Origin of the sequence: Candidatus Liberibacter solanacearum CLso-ZC1 (assembly GCF_000183665.1) — a bacterium.
In the GTDB taxonomy this organism is placed as follows: Bacteria; Pseudomonadota; Alphaproteobacteria; order Rhizobiales; family Rhizobiaceae; genus Liberibacter; species Liberibacter solanacearum.
Genome location: NC_014774.1, coordinates 1195598 through 1213822, shown reverse-complemented (window position 1 = coordinate 1213822; position 18225 = coordinate 1195598). Strand labels below are relative to the sequence as shown.

Below are 18225 nucleotides of genomic sequence, written 5' to 3'. Positions count from 1 at the left end.
TCTTCAGCTTTTAATCTTGTCTCTTCAGCTTTTAATCTTGCCTCTTCAGCTTTTAATCTTGCTTCTTCAGCTTTTAATCTTGCTTCTTCGGCTTACTCTTGCTTCTTCAGCTTTTACTCTTGCTTCTTCAGCTTCGTCAGCTGCTTTTTTATCAGCTGCTGCTTTAGCTACTTCAGCTACTTTAGCTGCCGATTCTGCTGCTTTAGGTTTCGTATTATCACAGCCACCTAGGGAAATGGTTACTGACAACACTGCTATCGTAGAGACTAATCCTAGTTTTTTGATACTCATGTTTTACCTCTCCAGATACGATAGTGTGTACTACAACTAACACCTACAGATTGCGTGAGTCAATACAATGCCACAGCTTTTAATTGATTAGGCTATGACGGTTGAATGGACTGTCGTAGTATAGAAGTTGTAATTGAAAAGTGAGTGATAATCTGATACTCAAAAGGTACGGAGTTATAATAAAGAAAACATAGTAGAATCCTTGCTTCTGGTTATAAGAATCGATTATTAGTCTGTTGGCAGATTCTTATATGGGATGTATTCATTTATGGGATAATTTTAAATCTCCAGAGCTTGTCAGTGCCTTTTTTTATTCCAATTCTAGGTGTGCGAATATATTTAATTTTTTTATCTTTATTATAAACGCAAAAATTGTGATCTGTAGTTAAATCAAAAGCATTGTTGGCTTTTGAAATAGATAAATACTTGCATAATTTCCCTGGTCCATTAATGGTTAATTGTACAGGTTCTATTAATTCTATTCCTCGAATGAGGATTGCGGCAGGAAATCCTTCTTTTTCAGTAACAATATTTAGGCAATAGTACATTCCATATATAAAATAAATATACGAAAATCCAGCGATTCCAAACATTACAGAATTCCGGGGGGTATAACCCTTAGCAGCATGACAGGCGGGATCGTCCTGACCTATATAAGCTTCAATTTCTGTAATAATCCCTCGGTAATGAGAGAATTTCAATACTTTTCCTAAGAGTTGTTTGGAGACATCTAGTGTATTACGTTCATAAAATTCTCTAGGTAAGATATGTTTGGTCATTTGGATCACAGTATTGAGACGAGAAGTTGAAGCGGAGTTGTTGTTGAAAAGTGAGATAAAAACACGGAGGTGAATTGCTAGCATTAGTCGCACCTTTTAAAAGGTAAGACTAGATCTTATAAAAAACAACTTTAAATCAATAAGTTATAGTTTTAATGGTGATCCCGGCGCGATTCGAACGCGCGACAACCAGATTAGGAATCTGGTGCTCTATCCTGCTGAGCTACGAGATCTTTATACTTTATATACACAAAAATTTGGGTTATACCAACCTGTTGTTATGTCTAGAATGCGATTTTTTAAAAGGTTTTCTTATTCTAAAGATCAAAGGAAAATTTTTTTAGGAACAATCTTTCTTTTCGCAAGCAAGATTATTTGTGGTGTAGATTTGTTAAATGTCGGTATAATGTCAAGTATGAACATATAATAAAGTCTATTGCCTTGATAAATATCTATTTCTTGCTTACTTTTGATTTCTTAAAGGGATTTTTAAATGACACGCAAATCAATTCGGATTATAGGAATTGATCCTGGCCTCCGACGAACTGGATGGGGAATTATTGATGCCGTAGGAGATAATTTATGTTTTGTTTCTTCTGGAACAGTTGTTTCTTGTGCGCAACAGTCGCTTGCAGTTCGCTTACGTCAATTATATGAGGGTTTAGCTGATATAATGCGTGATTTTCATCCTGAGGAAGCAGCTGTTGAGCAGGTTTTTGTCAATAAAGATGCAGTGGCTACGCTCAAATTAGGTCAAGCTCGGGCAATAGCTATTTTATCACCCGCTCTTACCGGAATTTCCGTTTCTGAATATGCTCCAAATACTATTAAAAAAGCGGTAATAGGTGTTGGGCATGGAGATAAAAGACAAATTCATATGATGTTAAAGATGTTAATACCAGGGATCATGTTCAAAGGAAAAGATGCAGCTGATGCATTGGCGATAGCTGTATGTCATGCACATCATACGAACTATAATCGTTATAAAATTGAATCATAAAATGGAGCTTTGTCAAATGCGTGTGTTGTATGTGATTAGAAGGTCGTAGAAATATGATAGGTAAAATTAAAGGCAATATTGAGGGATTGTATGAGGATTATGTGTTGATTGATGTGCAAGGTATTTGTTATATAGTTTACTGTCCGATCCGTACATTATCTTGCTTGGGTAAGATAGGTGATTTTTGTACTTTGTTTGTTGAGACACATGTGCGACAGGATCAAATTCGACTTTTTGGATTTCTATCTGATTTAGAACGGAAATGGTTTGTTTTATTGCAAAGTGTGCAAGGTGTAGGGGCAAGAGTAGCGATGGGTGTACTTTCTCGTATTACACCAGTAGAATTAGTCGATTCTATCATCTTGCAAAACAATAAGATTCTTGCTCAGATTCCTGGAATTGGTGCGAAAGTATCTAATCGTATTATGATAGAACTTAAAGGAAAGGCGGTTTCTCTGTCTTCTTCAGAAAAAAAAGAAATATCCTGTTTGAATGGAGAGAAATCGAATGTATGTGAATCTATGTCTTCATCTGCGATTGATGCTATATCTGCATTGGTGAATTTAGGATATGGTCAAGATCAGGCAACAGTCGCTGTTGTTTCGATCCTCAAAAAAGAGAAAAATATTACTGATGATAGTCAGATCATTCGATTGGCTTTGAGAGAGATGACATGTTAAACGATGTTTATAATTCCATGAAGATTAGTATAAAATGACGGATCGTGAGGGACTATTATCTCATAGTGTATCTAAGGAAGATGGTGATGTTCTTTTATTGCGTCCGAGAACTTTAGATGAATTCACGGGTCAAACTGAAGCATGTTCTAATCTCAAGGTTTTTATAGAAGCAGCTAAAGCGCGTTCTGAAGCTTTAGACCATGTATTGTTTGTGGGTCCTCCAGGTCTTGGAAAAACTACTTTAGCACAGGTCGTTGCTAGGGAATTAGGGGTAAATTTCCGTTCAACTTCAGGTCCTGTGATTGCGAAGGCGGGCGATCTTGCGGCGTTGCTTACTAATTTAGAAGATCGTGATGTCTTGTTTATTGATGAAATACACAGACTAAGTATTATCGTGGAAGAGATTCTTTATCCTGCTATGGAAGATTTTCAACTTGATCTTATGGTTGGAGAAGGTCCATCTGCTCGTTCTGTGAAAATTAATTTATCGCGTTTTACGCTTATTGCTGCGACAACGAGAGTTGGACTTCTCAGCAATCCTTTACAAGATCGTTTTGGTATTCCTATTAGATTAAATTTTTATGAGGTAGAGGATTTAAAAACCATAGTGCATAGAGGGGCAAAGTTAATAGGATTGCCCATAACAGATGAAGCTGCATACGAAATTGCTATGCGATCCAGGGGAACTCCGCGTATCGCTGGAAGATTATTGCGTCGTGTACGAGATTTTGCAGAGGTAGCGCATGCTGAGATTATTACAAGAGATATAGCAGATGAGGCTTTGGTGCGTCTTTCAGTGGATAAGATGGGTTTTGATCAACTTGATGTGCGTTATTTGACAATGATTGCTCGTCATTTTGGAGGTGGACCAGTCGGCATAGAGACTATTTCTGCAGGTCTTTCTGAGCCTAGAGACGCTATAGAAGATTTGATAGAGCCTTATATGATACAAAAGGGTTTTATTCAGCGTACGCCACGTGGAAGGCTTTTAATGCCCAGTGCTTGGAAACATCTTGGTATTTCTATTCCTTATAAAGTGCAAAATACCTTTTGTGGCAAGAAAGAGTAAATGGAGTTCGTCGTGTTTTATTTTCCTACGCAATAGATTCGTTTTGCAGGCTTCCAGTGGTAATAAAGAGTGTCGTGTCAAAAACAATTCTAGAGGGTTTGACTATGTTCACATATAGTGCATTGGGTAGAAAGAGGTTTTTGAGATCAGTAAATCTTCTTGAGAAATGAGATTTGATGTTATTAGGAATGGATTCTTCTCTTCGGAGGAAAGATTTATGGATAATTTTGGATTGGCTATTATGGATGTGAATATTTTTCCTTTTTTATGCAAATGGGATTAGCGGTTAAGTGTGTCATCATTCTATTGTTGGTTTTTTCTATTTTTAGTTGGAGCATTATCGTTCAAAAAATTGTGAACTTTATTATGATTCGTCGTAATTTTAGAGAATTCGAACAACTTTTTTGGTCTGGGCAGTCTTTGGAATCATTATGTAAATTATTAAAAGATAAGCATAATGTTGGATTAGCTGCAATATTTATGTCCGCTATGTGTGAGTGGAAAAAGAGTTATGAACAAGGCGCGCGTTCTTCTATCGGGATGCAAGACCGAATAGATCGTATGATGGATGTTGCCATCGCTCGAGAATTGGAAGATATAACAGAGAGATTGAGTTTTCTTGGCACTATGTCTTCAGTTGGTTTGCTTGTAGGTCTTTTAGGGGCTGTGTTAGGGATGGTAGGATTTTTTCAAAATATAGCAGGGCCTCATGCTAATATTATTTTTTTTATTCCTGAAATAATAGAATCTTTGATGAGCATCATTTTAGGGCTATGTGTATCTATTCCATCTTCCATAGCTTATAATAAATTTATGGAAGATGCAAAAAAATTTTCAGTGCAAATGGAAGGATTTTCGGATGAGTTTTCCGCAATCCTTTCCCGACAGACTGAAGGTCATGTGCCCTAGAATGTTGGAATGTATTTGAGGGCTTGATATCAATAGACATCTTATTATGATAGATGTAAAAGCGGATGAGGAGATTCGTGCGTAAGGAGAATATATTTTTCTCAATGAAAATCGCAAAAAATAGAATTTTTATAGGACTCTAAGTCTAGAGAATGCATCTTAATGTAAAGGTGATTGTAAAAAATATTATAGGGAAAAACAATAGATTTTTTGTTGAATATTGGGAAAAGTGGGCATCGAAAAGTTAATTTCGTTGTTCGAAATTAAAAGGATTGTCAGGCTGTGCGAGTGGAGAATGGTCTTGCTATATCATTGATATTGCATTTTATTTTCTTGTTGCTATTGTATCTTAACTTTAACGTTCAATTATTCGTTCCAGTTTCTAAGATTGAGGGATCGTCTATAAAAAATATCCACAACGACGATTTACATTCTAATAAATATAGTGGCGATAAAAATAATGAAAAAGAAGAAGTTTTTCACTCAAGAGAGATGAGTGAAAAAACTGGTGCTCATTGGTTTGAGGATCAACAAAATAATAGTAAATCTTTTGATCAGGGAAAAACACAGACTATTCCCGATGAATTAAAGAAATTTTCCGATAGTGAAGGCGAGCATGCATTAAAAGAATCGTCACCGCCCAATGTATCTTTGCGTCCCTTAGACAAAAAACAGCATATCAAAAATAAAGCACATAGTCAGCATAGTACGCCTTCTATAATAAAGAAAAATATTGCAAAGTTACCAGTACCAAAAATTGACACAAAGCAAAGTCGGAGCAACTTTTCTCAAAATGAAATAGGTATTGTACGTAGAAGAATTATGGGGAATTGGAATATTCCTCCCGATTTAAAAAAGTTTAAAAAAATACAGGTTAAAATGCATTTTTCTCTTAATAGAAATGGTTTTGTTATTGGCAATCCTGATATTACAGTAGTCGGAGGGACAGAATTGGCTCGTCGCACATTAGTAAAAAGTGCGCGAAAAGCATTTATAAAATCGCAACCATTTCGTCTACCAGCGGATAAATATAAAAATTGGCGGAACATGACCATTCATTTTATACCCTCAAAAATGTGATATTTTACTTTTTTCTATAGGTGTATTTTGTTACAAGAAAGGGATGGGAATTTGTCTTTTTTCGATATTTTCTATAATTTAAGGAATCTAATATGAATGTAAAGATTTTTCTATTATTGGTATTGGTTAGTGGTTTTTTTTCTGTTCCAGTGCAAGCTTTAGTAAAGGTTAATGTCAATAATTCTGATTATTCTCCGGTATCTATAGCTGTGACAGATTTTGTTTCTTTAGATGAATTGGGAGGTAAATTTTCAGAGGTTATATCCAAAAATTTGCAGAAATCAGACGTTTTTACTCAGATTCCCCAAGGTTCTTTTAAACAAAAAATCACTAATCCAGATATTACGCCCCGTTTTCATGATTGGCAGAGTTTAGGCGCTCAAGTTCTTGTAATGGGTCGGGTGATTAAAGAAGGTAAAGATCGTTTACGTGTAGAGTTTCGGTTGTGGGATATTAAAGATCGCAAACAGATATTGGGGAAGAAATTTTTTGCTTCTCCCGTAGATTGGAGGAGACTTGCTCACATCATTTCTGATGAGATATATCAGAATATTACTGGTGAAAAGAGTTATTTTAATACACGTCTCTTATTTGTTTCTGAAAGTATCGTTTCTGGTGTAATAAAAAATCGTTTATGTCTCATGGATCAAGATGGTTTTAATGTGCGTTATTTAACACCTAATAGTGATCGAATTTTATTCACACCACAATTTTACCCTAAACAACAGAAAGTAGCATATGCATCATATGATGATGAAGATATTCTAAAAGTTTATTTAATGGATATTAGGATTGATAGAGCTCCTAAACGAATCGGTAATTTCCGTGGCATGAACATTTCTCCTCGTTTTTCCTTAGATGGCAATCGCGTAATTATGGGCGTGCAAAAAGAAGGGGCGATAGATCTTTATAATGTAGATGTTCATTCGTATGCTTTTAAGCGTCTAACAAATACGTTATTTGCCAATATTTCCCCTTCATATTCACCGGATTCTTCTCAAATTGTCTTTGAAAGTGATAGGGAAGGAAAGCAACAGCTTTATGTTATGCAATCAGATGGATCTGATCAACGACGTATTTCGCAAGATAAAGATGCCTTTTATTTTGATCCTTCTTGGTCTCCTAACGATAATATTATAGCTTTTACCAAATTTTCTGAAGGCAAATTTGCAATTGGTGTCATGAGGGTTGATGGGTCACAAGAGCGTATCTTAGTGACGGATTTTAACCTCCAAACTCCTATATGGTCTCCTAATGGTCGTTCTTTAATATTTGCTCGCAAGAAAATGGATGATATAGGATCAAAGCTTTATTCGATCAACTTAAATGGTCGCAATGAAATGCTCATCAATACTCCTGCTTATGCTTTGGATCCACATTGGATAGCACCCGTGGATTAGGTTGTGCTGGGTGTATGTTTTTCAGCTCTGCAAAATGTATTCTTCTTCAAAAAATATAATTATGAGATAGAATCAGGAGCAATGATGCGAAAGGATTTTCTATGAAATATATTGCTTTTTTTCTTATTTTATCAGTGGCGACAATGGTGCATGCTTCTGGTATCAATAATAATACAGAATCGTATGATGCTTCTATGCAACAGCAATTTGCTCAGTCGGTTAGTGATCGTATTTTTTTTGATATTAACTCCTATTCTATTCGCCCAGAAGATATTCAAGTATTATCTAGTTTAGGATCTTGGCTTGAGAAGAATGGTTGTGATTTTATCATAGAAGGTCATACGGATGAGCAAGGTACTCGTAATAGTAGTCTTGTGTTAGGGCTTCGTCGCGCACATACAGTTTTTGATTATTTTTTAGCTAGAGGAATTAACTCATCTCGCATGAAGATTACTTCATATGGCAAAGAAATTCCTGCTGTACTTGGATATGATGAGAGTGCCTATTCGAAAAATCGTCGTACAGTCATTGTATTGCAGAAATGTACTCCTCAGGATTAAGTGAAAATATTGTCTAGAAAAATAACAATAATGTGCGTTATTAATGAGAGATGAGTTCAAATTTTAGTGAATCGACAAGTTTTTAAAAGGAAAAAGCATTGCGATTGATTGTGTGAAAGTCGTTGTTTCAAAGTTTCTTCTTGTTTATGCTTATTAAGGGAAGAGGCATACGCTTTCATGGGATTATAAAATTATTATCAATATGATCAAAAAAATGTGAAATTCTTTCTTTGGGAATGAATTTTGTATATTTTTTGTGGTTTTTCATCCTCAAAAGTAAGATGTTTTTATAACATCCACTAATTGTAAAAACTAGTTTAAAGTGAATTATCAGTGTTTTTATCTCCTGTAGAAAGTGTAAAGTCTTTTGTGCGTAGCCTTGTGTGTCCTGCGCATATTCTCGTAGCTGTTTCCGGAGGATCGGATTCCATTGGTCTTCTGATTGCTTTACATTCGATTCTTTCAGATAATTCTTTTAGAGCAATTAAAATTTCTGCTATCTCTGTAGATCATGGTATTAGAGATGAGGCAAAAGATGAGGTGAAGTATGTCTTTGATATTTGCTCACGATTAGGGATTCCTCATGCGGTGGTTGTGTGGAAAGATCAAAAGCCAAAAACGGGATTGATGGCTGCTGCTCGAAAGGCGCGTTATGCATTGATTGTTGATTATGCTATGAAAATTGGTGCTACGCTAGTTGTAACAGCACATACTTTTGATGATCAGTTGGAAACAGTTTATATGCGTTCTCAGCGTGATTATGCTGAAAAGGGTATGGGGCTTTCTGGTATTCCCGAAACTGTTCTGTATGATATGAGGTTATGGATTGCTCGTCCATTTTTGTGCTGTCGTCGAGAAGATATACGTTCTTTTTTATTGCAACGTAATATTGGTTGGTGTGAAGATCCTAGCAACGCTGATGATAGGTTTGAACGTGTTCGTGTACGGCGCTTGATTCAGGACATTGATCCTCATAAGATGTATAGAAAGATAGAGAAATTTCGTAATTTGCGTATTGCAGTCAATAATAATGTCGCTACATTAATTCCCCAATATTTAAAAGTTCATTGTCAATCCGTTATTGCTCTATCAGAGAATGTCTTGAATATTGATTTAATTCTTTTATCCTATTTATTGAAGGTTTCTATTGCGATTTGTGGTGGAAAAACTTCCTTTCCTGGATATCGTTCTATGGAGAGAGTTATTGCGTATCTTAAAAATCAAAAGCAGGGCTGTATCAGTATTGGACGGGTTGTTATAGATCGGCGCGTAAATTTTTTATGGATAACGCGTGCAGTACGAGATCTTCCTACGGTGAAGCTTCACTTTAAAGAAACTGCTGTATGGGATGGAAGATATCGGTTTACAAATTCATCTAATGAATCTATTCGGATCGGCGCTAAAGTATACAACAAGGAGATGGATTTTTCCTCTGGTATGCCGTCTATAGTTGCGCAACGTGCTTTTTCAAGCTTGCCCTCTGAAGAAGGAGGAGAGCCTGTGATAGCCCCTTTTTCTCGTTTTATTACAATTTTTGATTTGCCTGTTGCTCATGCGATTTCTATATCTTTTGACAAAGTATTTATTCCACAATCGCCGTTTTCCTATGAAAAAAAAAATATTTTCATTGATTTTATTGAATTATTGTTATTATCATCAAGATTCGGCTTGGATCATTAGTGCTTTGCTATGAGTCGATAGTGGATTTTGATATTCTGAGGGGACTGAAATGAATTCTAACATTAGGAATTTTGCTTTATGGGTTATAATAGCACTATGTTTGATAGCGTCTTTTTCTATATTTCAGGCTCCCTTTTCAGGGAAAGATGGAGTCCAAGATATCTCTTATTCTCAATTTATTAAGGATATAGATGCGGGACGTATTCGTAAAGTTTCTATTGTTGGACGGTATATATCAGGAACTTATGTTAAGGGTGAATCTTCTTTTCAAACTTATGTGCCGGTGGTAACCGATAAGATGTTGGATAAGTTACAAGCGAAAGACGTAGAGATTTTTTCAAAGCCAGTTAATGATTCTTCTCCAAGTATGATGAGTTATCTTAGTAGTTGGTTCCCTTTAATAGTAGTGGTTTTTATATGGATTTTTTTCATGAGACAAATACAAGGAGGTGGGGCTCGTGGTGCTATGGGTTTTGGAAAGTCCAAAGCTAAACTACTATCGGGAAACGGCGTTCGTATAACATTTGATGATGTAGCTGGGGTTGATGAAGCGAAAGAAGATTTGCAGGAAATAGTTGATTTTCTATGTGATCCTCAAAAATTCAAACGTTTAGGTGGGCGTATTCCTCATGGAGTTCTCCTTGTAGGTCCTCCAGGGACAGGTAAGACACTGTTAGCTCGTGCTGTAGCAGGTGAAGCTAACGTTCCATTTTTTACTATATCTGGCTCTGATTTTGTTGAATTGTTTGTTGGGGTTGGTGCCTCTCGTGTTCGTGACATGTTTGAGCAAGCTAAGAACAATTCTCCATGCATTATCTTTGTTGATGAAATAGATGCTGTTGGTCGTCATCGTGGTATAGGCTTAGGAGGGGGAAATGATGAGCGTGAGCAAACTCTAAATCAGTTGTTAGTTGAAATGGATGGTTTTGAATCTAGTGAAGGTGTTATTCTTATAGCCGCAACCAATCGCCCTGATGTTTTGGATCCTGCTTTGTTACGCCCAGGCCGTTTTGATCGCCAAATAACGGTTCCCAATCCTGATGTTGTTGGTAGAGAACGTATCCTCAAAGTACACAGTCGTAATGTTCCATTGGCTCCCAATGTTGTTTTGAAAACGATTGCTCGAGGAACGCCTGGATTTTCTGGTGCAGATTTGAGGAATTTAGTTAACGAAGCTGCCTTGGTAGCAGCCCGTCGTAATAGGCGTTTGGTTACAATGCAAGAATTCGAAGATGCAAAAGATAAGATTCTTATGGGAGCAGAACGTCGTTCTACCGTAATGACAGAAGCGGAAAAGAAAATTACTGCCTATCATGAAGCTGGGCATGCTGTGGTTGCGTGTCATGTTCCACAAGCGGATCCTCTACATAAAGCTACTATAATTCCACGTGGGAGAGCGTTGGGCATGGTAATGCAGTTGCCCGAAGCGGATCGTCATTCCAGCAGTTATACATGGATGATATCTCGTTTAGCTATCCTAATGGGCGGACGCGTTGCTGAGGAAATTATTTTCGGGAAGGAAAATGTAACTTCGGGTGCTATGTCGGATCTTGAATATGCAACAAAACTAGCACGTGTTATGGTCACGCAATTTGGTTTTTCTGATTTATTAGGAAGAGTTTTTTATGGAGAGAGTCAACAAGATATTTCGCTTGGCCATCCTATATCTCGTTCCAGAAGTATTTCTGAGGATACTGCGCATAAAATAGACAAAGAGGTTTTTCGTCTTATAGATGAGGCATATCAAAAGGCAAGATCTATTATAGAAGAAAAGAACAACGATTTTGTTGCGATTGCCGAGGGATTGTTAGAATATGAAACCCTATCAGGAAAAGAAATTGCCTCTTTAATTAAAGGGGAAAAGATAAATAGATCTTTAGAAGATGATGATAATTCTATGCGATGCGCATCTGTTCCGAAGGCAGGGATTTCAGAAGAAGAGATTCATGGTTCTGAAAAAGAAGAAGAAGAATATTCTATTGATTCTACAAAAAAATCCGATGATTCAAAAGAAGAATCTACAAATATTTAGTATATCAGATAATTGTATCATCCCGTTATATGAATTATATCTCTATATAATCAGAAGTTCTATATGATCAATCATATTTTAAAAGATTAGAGTATATGGTTCCTATGATCTATTTTGTTTTTCTGTAATATCAGTCCTTGTAAGGAGTATATATGAAGCAACGATATTTCGGTACTGATGGAATTCGTGGCAAGTCTAATATTTTTCCCATCACGCCTGATGTTATGATGCGTGTTGGTATTGTTGTAGGCTACTTACTTGGGGGGAAGAAAAGGAATCGTAGGGTTGTTATTGGTAAAGATACACGTTTATCTGGCTATATGCTTGAAAATGCATTGGTAGCAGGTTTTACTTCTGCTGGGATGAATTCTTTTATTCTTGGTCCCATTCCTTCTCCTGCTGTTGCTATGCTTACTAGATCTCTTCGTGCTGATGTTGGTGTAATGATCTCTGCTTCCCATAATCAATATCACGATAATGGGATCAAACTCTTTGGTTCGGATGGTTACAAAATATCTACTGATATAGAAGATCATATTGAGAGTCTTCTTGAAGGCGATTTAACACCGTATCTATCTTGTTATGATAGTATTGGAAATGCAAAGCGTATAGACGGTGTTCATGATCGTTATATTGAACATGTTAAGCGTACTCTACCACGTGATGTTACTTTGCAAGGTTTGCGTATTGTTGTGGATTGTGCCAATGGAGCATCTTATAAAGTTGCTCCAGCTGTATTTTGGGAATTGGGAGCAGATGTCGTTGTTATTGGAGACAAGCCCAATGGCATGAATATAAATCTCAATTGTGGTTCTACGAATGTATTATCTTTGCAGAAAAAAGTGCATGAAGTACGTGCTGATATCGGCATTGCCTTAGATGGGGATGGTGATCGTATTATAATTGTTGATGAGAAAAGCGCAGTAGTCAATGGAGATCAAATTATGGCTCTTATTGCGCGAGAATGGATGAGTAATTCCTTGTTAAAAGGGAATGGTATTGTTACTACGGTTATGTCCAATGTTGGCCTTGAGAGATTTCTTTCAGAAATTGGTTTATCCTTAAAACGCACTCAAGTTGGTGATCGTTATGTTATGGAATATATGAAAAATAATGGATTTAATGTTGGTGGCGAACAATCTGGTCATATTATTTTATCTGATTATGGCTCAACAGGAGACGGTCTTGTGGCAGCCTTACAAGTATTAAGTTATATCAAGAAATATGATAAGCCTGTTAGTACAATTTGTCATTGTTTTGAAGAATATCCGCAATTTTTGCGCAGTATTAAGGTAAAAGATAGTTTTATTTTAAATAACCCATTAGTAGTACAGGCTATTGCTGATGCAGAATCTGAATTGCGAGGAATGGATCGATTAGTTGTCCGAGCTTCGGGGACAGAACCTCTTATTCGTATTATGGCAGAAGGAGAGAGTTTTTCTAAGATTAGGCGTATTGTTGATGATTTGGCTAAGGTAATTCCAATGATTGATTCATGATTTTGAAATAATAGTGAGAAGACGTTTTTTCGATTTCTTTGATTATGTGATACGGCTTTACAATTTATATTATTTTGAATTTGCATGGCAACTGGTAGAGAGTGATGGATATGAAGAATTTTTTATTGCAAATTTTTACTTGGTGGAATGGTCAGACATTAGGGACTAGGTTTTTTACTTGGCGTTTTGGTCATGTTGTTGGTCAAGATGAATTTGGTAATACATATTATGAAGGTGGGAAAAATGCTTACGGTTTTTCGCGGCGTTGGGTTGTTTATAAAGGTTATACAGATCCTTCTTCTATTCCTCCTATATGGCATGGTTGGATTCATCATCGTAGAATAGATGCTCCTCAACCAGGAGAGGGAACTGTTTTTAATTGGCAAAAACCACATCGCGTGAATTCTACGGGTTCAGAAAATTCTTATTCTCCAGGTCAACAAAAAAATAATCCGGATAATGGAAATAAATTGACTGGTAAATATAGTGCTTGGTCTCCTGATTGCTGATCTTAATAGATTTTATTTTTTGATAACGAATTTTTTTAAGGTGGTTTATTCTTGAAACATAAAGTTTTATTTTTAGCGGTGTTGTTTTTTTTCAATACTGCTGGGATTGTAAAATCTGCTAGATTTGAAAATAAGATAGCTGAATTCGCTGGTATGGATAAGATCACGGGTCGTATTTTGAGATTTGATGTTGATATCAATCGTAGTGTCCAATTTGGATCGTTAAAAATTACGCCAATGGTTTGTTATTCGAGGGATGATAAGGAGATTCAACGCGTTGATTCTTTTGTATCAATTTCTGAAATTTCCACAGATCATACAGTGCGTTCAATCTTTTCTGGTTGGATGTTTGCTGATAGCCCAGCAATGAATGCTATTGACCACTCTATATATGATGTTTGGTTAATACAATGTAAGAATCCTATTAAAGATTCTGATAAAAATTCTACTCGCTATTCTACACCAGTACCCAAAATGACTGTAACTGAAAATCCTGATGATAATTCTATTCCTAAAGCTTCATCTCAATCAATAGAAATATCTGATGCGCATCTAGATAAAAATTATAATCAAAAATCTGAAAATAATTTAAATACTTCTGATTTAGATAGAAAAGATGATGATTACCGATAAATCGATAGATGTTATGTTTGTGCAAGGATGAGAATGTACAAATTATTGTATTTTTTCATTGAGCAATAACTTTATATTGGGAATTAAAAAGAGAATTTTCTCGCTATTCTTTTTCTATTTCACATAGATTTTATTCGAGTAGATCAATAGAAGAAAATAATTTCATATATCTTTACAGCGCTTTCATTAGATCGAATACATTTGATACAGAATAGGAAAAGATATACGCTTTATTTTCTTTATAATCAGGTTACAACTTATTCTTGAGAAGGAAGTAAAAGGGTCTTTTTTCTCTTGTTGATTACTGAATATAAAAAACTAATTGCAAAGAAAATTGCCATTAGCATTACGATTGTAGGTGCGGCTGCGCTATTTATGAAAAAACTTATATATATTCCTAAAATTGTCGATACTATAGAAATCATAATCGCAATTAATATCATTGTTGTATGATGTTTGGATAAAAGAAAAGCTGTTGCTCCAGGAAGAACTAATACAGCTGGAGGAAGAATAAGACCTATTGATTTTAAAGAGATGACAATCAGAAGAGATAGTACAATTAAAAACATATAGTGCAATAATTTGATAGGAATTTGCACAGAACGAGCATGCATAGGATCAAATATTATTAAAAGGAGATCATTCTTCTTTAAAATTAGAAAAGATAGGGAAAGAAAAGAAAAAAAAGCAGTTTCTATAATATCCGATTTAGATATGCCTAACATATCTCCTAATAATATATGGTTAAAATGAACCGCACTCTGAACCTTCAGCATTAAAATAATTCCGATAGCAAACATGCTAGAAAATACTATGCTTAAAAGGATATCTTCTTTAAAATTTATTTTTTCTTTGAGATATCCTGAGCATAATGTGCAAACGATCGCTGCAATAAATGCTCCGATTCCTAATGATATTCCAGCTATATGAGCTAGAACGATTCCAGGGAGAACTGAGTGTGCAATAGCTTCTCCCACAAAAGATTGGTTTTTCAAAATAATAAAACAAGATAGAATTGACATAGGGATCACAACTAGAAGCGAAATGAGGAAACCATTAAGAATAGCGGTGAATGTTAAGGGAAAGAGAATATAATGAATGAGGTTTTCCATGAAGAGCCTTTGTTATCAAAGAAAAAATACGTATAAGGATGAAATCTATCGTGTCTTACATTGTTTAAAATAGAGTAGCGATAGTAAAAACAAAGCAGTTTCTATTAAGACAATCATTCCTCCTGGTCCACAGTCTAGAAAATAACTTGTATACGCACCAAAGAAGCCACTGGCTGCGCCTAAGAAAGAGCTTAGAAAAAGATATGATCCAAAGGATTTAGTCAACAATCTAGCAGTAGCACCAGGCGTTATAACTGTTGCTATGACAAGTAATAGACCAACTGTTTGGAGGCCAACAACTACTGTGATGGTTAGTAAAGCAAAAAATAGATTTTTTAAAAATTTTACATTCATTCCTATGGAATGAGCATGCGCTTCATCGAAGAACAAAAGAATAAAATCTTTCCGTTTTATTAATACGATGGATAAAACTAAGAAAGCTATAAACAAGACTTGTAAGATATCGGCTTTACTCAGAAACAGGACATTTCCTAGAAAGACACTTTCTATATAAACATCGTTTGGTGATAGTGATAAAAAGAACATAGCAAAGGAATAGAATATGAGATAAACCACAGCTATGGATACATCTTCCCGTAATTTCGTTTTTTCTTTTATTTTTATCATTAAGCTAGTTGCCAACATTCCTGACACAGTAGCGCCAATAGACATGGGAATCCCTAATTTGTAGCAACCAACTATTCCAAGGAAAATTGCATGTGAAATTCCATTTCCAATGGAAGACCAACCTTTCAATATTAAATATGATGATAAGAGTCCACAGACGCATCCTATTACCATGCTAATCCAAATAGCTGTAGTCATATAATTGTATGTAAAAGGCTCTAGAAGAAGATCAAAAAGAGGGTATTGTGTTGCATAAGTAACCATTTTTCATGCCTATACTCGTTATATGTTTTTATTGATATTCTTCAACTCCAAATGTTTTTTTAATATTTTCTTTATTGAAAGTATCCGATGTCAAACCATAAGATATTATTGTTTGTTTTAAAAAAATAGTCTGATCGCAAAAAGAAGGGACGGAGTTAATATTATGCGTAGAAACCAATATCATCCTATCTTCATTGCGCAATTCTTGTAGGAGAGAAATGACTTCTCGTTCTGTCTTAAAATCAATCGCTGCAAAAGGTTCATCTAATATAATGACCCTACTTTTTTTGGCGAGAGCACGCGCAAGGAACACACGTTTTTGTTGCCCCACAGAAAGTTCGCCAATTTGTCTTTTGCGCATAAAAGTTATCCCTACGTTTTCCAACGCCTCTGTTACGATGCGATGGTCGTCAATTGAAGGTATACGCAACCAATTCATATGCCTATAACGACCCATCATTACAACGTCTTCTACGAGAATAGGAAAAGTCCAATCTATAGATTCTACTTGAGGTATATATGAGATCATATCGCCTTTAAGTGCATTTTCTACAGTATTATTAAAAATAGATATAGATCCCTTATCTATTGGAATAAAGCCCATAATAGATTGGAATAAAGTAGACTTGCCTGCTCCATTAACTCCAATTAATGCTGTGATTGTATTGTCAGGAATAGAAAAGCTAATATTTTTTAAAGCACGATAGCCATTACGATATGTAACCGACACATCTTTAACTTCTATCCCATATTTTGTGGAGGAATATTTACTCATTGTGATAAACGATCTGCAATTAGTGTTAGATTGTATTTAAGTAAGTCCAGATAAGTTGGTGCTGGTCCATTAGATTTGCTAATAGTATCTATATATAAAACTCCTCCATAAGATGCGTTAGTATCACGGGCGATTTGTTTAGCAGGTTGATCAGAATTGGTACTTTCTGAAAAAATAAATCTAATCTTGTGCTTACGTATTTGATTGATTGCATCACGGATTTTTAAAGGACTCCGTTCAAAAGCGGAATTAACGGGCCAAAGATATAGTACTTTTAAATTCAGATCTCTTGCTAAGTATACCAAGCATCCTTCGCTAGTCACAAACCAGCGTTTTTCAGGGCTAAGATTATCAATTCTATCTTTTAAAGGCAATAGTACTTCTTCTATTTTTTGTATATATTCCTTCGCGTTGCGTTCGTATTCTTCGGCATTTCCAGGATCTAACTCTTTTAATGCTTTGCTAATATTTTGGATATAAATCGCTACGTTTTTAATAGATACCCATGAGTGAGGATTGGGATCTTTGTAAGGATCATTTGCATTGTCTGACATACTAATAGGCGTTATCCCATCAGTGACTGTAATCAATTTAGTATCTTTTTTTAAATTAACAAAATATTTCATGAAACTTTCTTCAAGCTTCAAGCCATTGCACAAGATGAGATCTGCTTCTTTTATTTTGATTGCATCTGAAGCTGTGATTTGATACTCGTGAGCATCGTTCCCAGGTCCAACTATAGTAGTCGCTACAACTAAATTTTTGGCAATATTTTTTGTTATATCTGTAATAACAGAAAAGCTTGATAACACTATTTTCTTTTGTTGGGCGGTAGATGGCGATATTGGAAAAAACATAAAATATATGAAAAATAAATATGAAAAACAACGAAACATTTGCTATCCTTTAAAACAAGACTAATCCACTCATGATTGTGAATTAGCATCGTTTTCTATAATTAGTCAAGTACGTTAAAGTAATAATAAAGTATTTTGAAATGGCTTAACATAATATGTTTTTCTAGTAATATGTGCTTATGAACATGTAATTGATTGGAATTGAATGGAATTTTTTTCTTAATTTTATGTCTTAATAAACAACCTATGTAATATAAGAATAGTATGGTAATTGATCCATAATTGATAAATTTGAAATTGTTTGAAAGGAATTAAAGGTTATAGATTCTCAAAATAATTTTATGCATTGCATTTTGGGAGTTGGGCCAATCTCATAGAATAAACAATAAAGTTGAGAATGATTTAGCTATTCAGCATTTTCGTTTTTCTTGACTTCTTACTGAAAAATTATAGAACTTAAAGAAAAAAC

Annotated in this window: 18 protein-coding genes and 1 tRNA gene; 12 read left to right on the top strand and 7 right to left on the bottom strand. The window is 35.3% G+C overall.

Translation table 11 applies throughout. The features are described from left to right. Positions 1 to 66: 66 nt before the first annotated feature. From CKC_RS05515 to CKC_RS05505, 3 genes are all read right to left on the bottom strand, one after another. Entirely contained in the window at positions 67 to 291 is a 225-nt protein-coding gene (locus CKC_RS05515; RefSeq protein WP_013462539.1) for a small effector proten, read from the bottom strand. Positions 292 to 557: 266 nt separating this feature from the next. After that, positions 558 to 1154 carry a DNA-3-methyladenine glycosylase gene (locus CKC_RS05510; protein WP_013462538.1) on the bottom strand — a complete coding sequence of 199 codons (597 nt, stop codon included), beginning with the start codon at positions 1152 to 1154 and terminating at the stop codon, positions 558 to 560. 72 nt (positions 1155 to 1226) lie between these two features. Continuing rightward, positions 1227 to 1303, bottom strand: a tRNA-Arg gene (locus tag CKC_RS05505). Positions 1304 to 1563: 260 nt separating this feature from the next. Between CKC_RS05505 and ruvC the strand changes: the two genes are divergently transcribed. From ruvC to CKC_RS05445, 12 genes are all read left to right on the top strand, one after another. Then, the gene (gene ruvC / locus CKC_RS05500) at positions 1564 to 2070 is read left to right on the top strand and encodes a crossover junction endodeoxyribonuclease RuvC (protein WP_013462536.1); all 507 of its coding nucleotides are present in this window, start codon (positions 1564 to 1566) and stop codon (positions 2068 to 2070) included. Between the two features lie 53 nt (positions 2071 to 2123). Then, entirely contained in the window at positions 2124 to 2750 is a 627-nt protein-coding gene (gene ruvA, locus CKC_RS05495; RefSeq protein ID WP_013462535.1) for a Holliday junction branch migration protein RuvA, read from the top strand. 34 nt (positions 2751 to 2784) lie between these two features. Then, on the top strand, positions 2785 to 3819 hold the full coding sequence (gene ruvB / locus CKC_RS05490) for a Holliday junction branch migration DNA helicase RuvB (protein ID WP_013462534.1): 1035 nt from the start codon (positions 2785 to 2787) through the stop codon (positions 3817 to 3819). 267 nt (positions 3820 to 4086) lie between these two features. Continuing rightward, positions 4087 to 4728 (top strand): MotA/TolQ/ExbB proton channel family protein, encoded by a 642-nt coding sequence (locus CKC_RS05485; protein WP_013462533.1) that lies wholly within the window; start codon positions 4087 to 4089, stop codon positions 4726 to 4728. 282 nt (positions 4729 to 5010) lie between these two features. Further along, positions 5011 to 5808 carry a hypothetical protein gene (locus CKC_RS05480; RefSeq protein ID WP_013462532.1) on the top strand — a complete coding sequence of 266 codons (798 nt, stop codon included), beginning with the start codon at positions 5011 to 5013 and terminating at the stop codon, positions 5806 to 5808. Positions 5809 to 5900: 92 nt separating this feature from the next. Then, on the top strand, positions 5901 to 7208 hold the full coding sequence (gene tolB / locus CKC_RS05475) for a Tol-Pal system beta propeller repeat protein TolB (RefSeq protein ID WP_013462531.1): 1308 nt from the start codon (positions 5901 to 5903) through the stop codon (positions 7206 to 7208). Positions 7209 to 7309: 101 nt separating this feature from the next. Continuing rightward, positions 7310 to 7768 (top strand): OmpA family protein, encoded by a 459-nt coding sequence (locus tag CKC_RS05470; RefSeq protein ID WP_013462530.1) that lies wholly within the window; start codon positions 7310 to 7312, stop codon positions 7766 to 7768. 333 nt (positions 7769 to 8101) lie between these two features. Further along, on the top strand, positions 8102 to 9448 hold the full coding sequence (gene tilS, locus CKC_RS05465; protein WP_013462529.1) for a tRNA lysidine(34) synthetase TilS: 1347 nt from the start codon (positions 8102 to 8104) through the stop codon (positions 9446 to 9448). Between the two features lie 49 nt (positions 9449 to 9497). After that, positions 9498 to 11480, top strand: coding sequence for an ATP-dependent zinc metalloprotease FtsH (ftsH, locus tag CKC_RS05460; RefSeq protein ID WP_013462528.1), 1983 nt, complete (start codon positions 9498 to 9500; stop codon positions 11478 to 11480). A gap of 152 nt (positions 11481 to 11632) precedes the next feature. Continuing rightward, positions 11633 to 12979, top strand: a complete 1347-nt coding sequence (gene glmM, locus CKC_RS05455; protein ID WP_013462527.1) for a phosphoglucosamine mutase — start codon at positions 11633 to 11635, stop codon at positions 12977 to 12979. A gap of 110 nt (positions 12980 to 13089) precedes the next feature. Beyond that, positions 13090 to 13488, top strand: coding sequence for an NADH:ubiquinone oxidoreductase subunit NDUFA12 (locus tag CKC_RS05450; protein ID WP_013462526.1), 399 nt, complete (start codon positions 13090 to 13092; stop codon positions 13486 to 13488). Between the two features lie 51 nt (positions 13489 to 13539). Further along, positions 13540 to 14121 (top strand): DUF2155 domain-containing protein, encoded by a 582-nt coding sequence (locus tag CKC_RS05445; RefSeq protein WP_013462525.1) that lies wholly within the window; start codon positions 13540 to 13542, stop codon positions 14119 to 14121. Positions 14122 to 14378: 257 nt separating this feature from the next. On the opposite strand, the gene CKC_RS05440 is transcribed toward CKC_RS05445, so the two are convergent. Genes CKC_RS05440 through CKC_RS05425 form a run of 4 tightly spaced genes read right to left on the bottom strand, consistent with a single transcriptional unit; the run spans position 14379 to position 17795 of the window. Beyond that, the gene (locus tag CKC_RS05440) at positions 14379 to 15233 is read right to left on the bottom strand and encodes a metal ABC transporter permease (protein WP_013462524.1); all 855 of its coding nucleotides are present in this window, start codon (positions 15231 to 15233) and stop codon (positions 14379 to 14381) included. Positions 15234 to 15278: 45 nt separating this feature from the next. Continuing rightward, positions 15279 to 16124, bottom strand: coding sequence for a metal ABC transporter permease (locus tag CKC_RS05435; RefSeq protein WP_013462523.1), 846 nt, complete (start codon positions 16122 to 16124; stop codon positions 15279 to 15281). Between the two features lie 28 nt (positions 16125 to 16152). Continuing rightward, complete coding sequence (locus tag CKC_RS05430) at positions 16153 to 16899, bottom strand: metal ABC transporter ATP-binding protein (protein WP_013462522.1); 747 nt, start codon at positions 16897 to 16899, stop codon at positions 16153 to 16155. Further along, positions 16896 to 17795 (bottom strand): metal ABC transporter solute-binding protein, Zn/Mn family, encoded by a 900-nt coding sequence (locus CKC_RS05425; RefSeq protein WP_013462521.1) that lies wholly within the window; start codon positions 17793 to 17795, stop codon positions 16896 to 16898. Before CKC_RS05425 ends, CKC_RS05430 begins: the two co-directional genes overlap by 4 nt. Between the last annotated feature and the right edge of the window lie 430 nt (positions 17796 to 18225).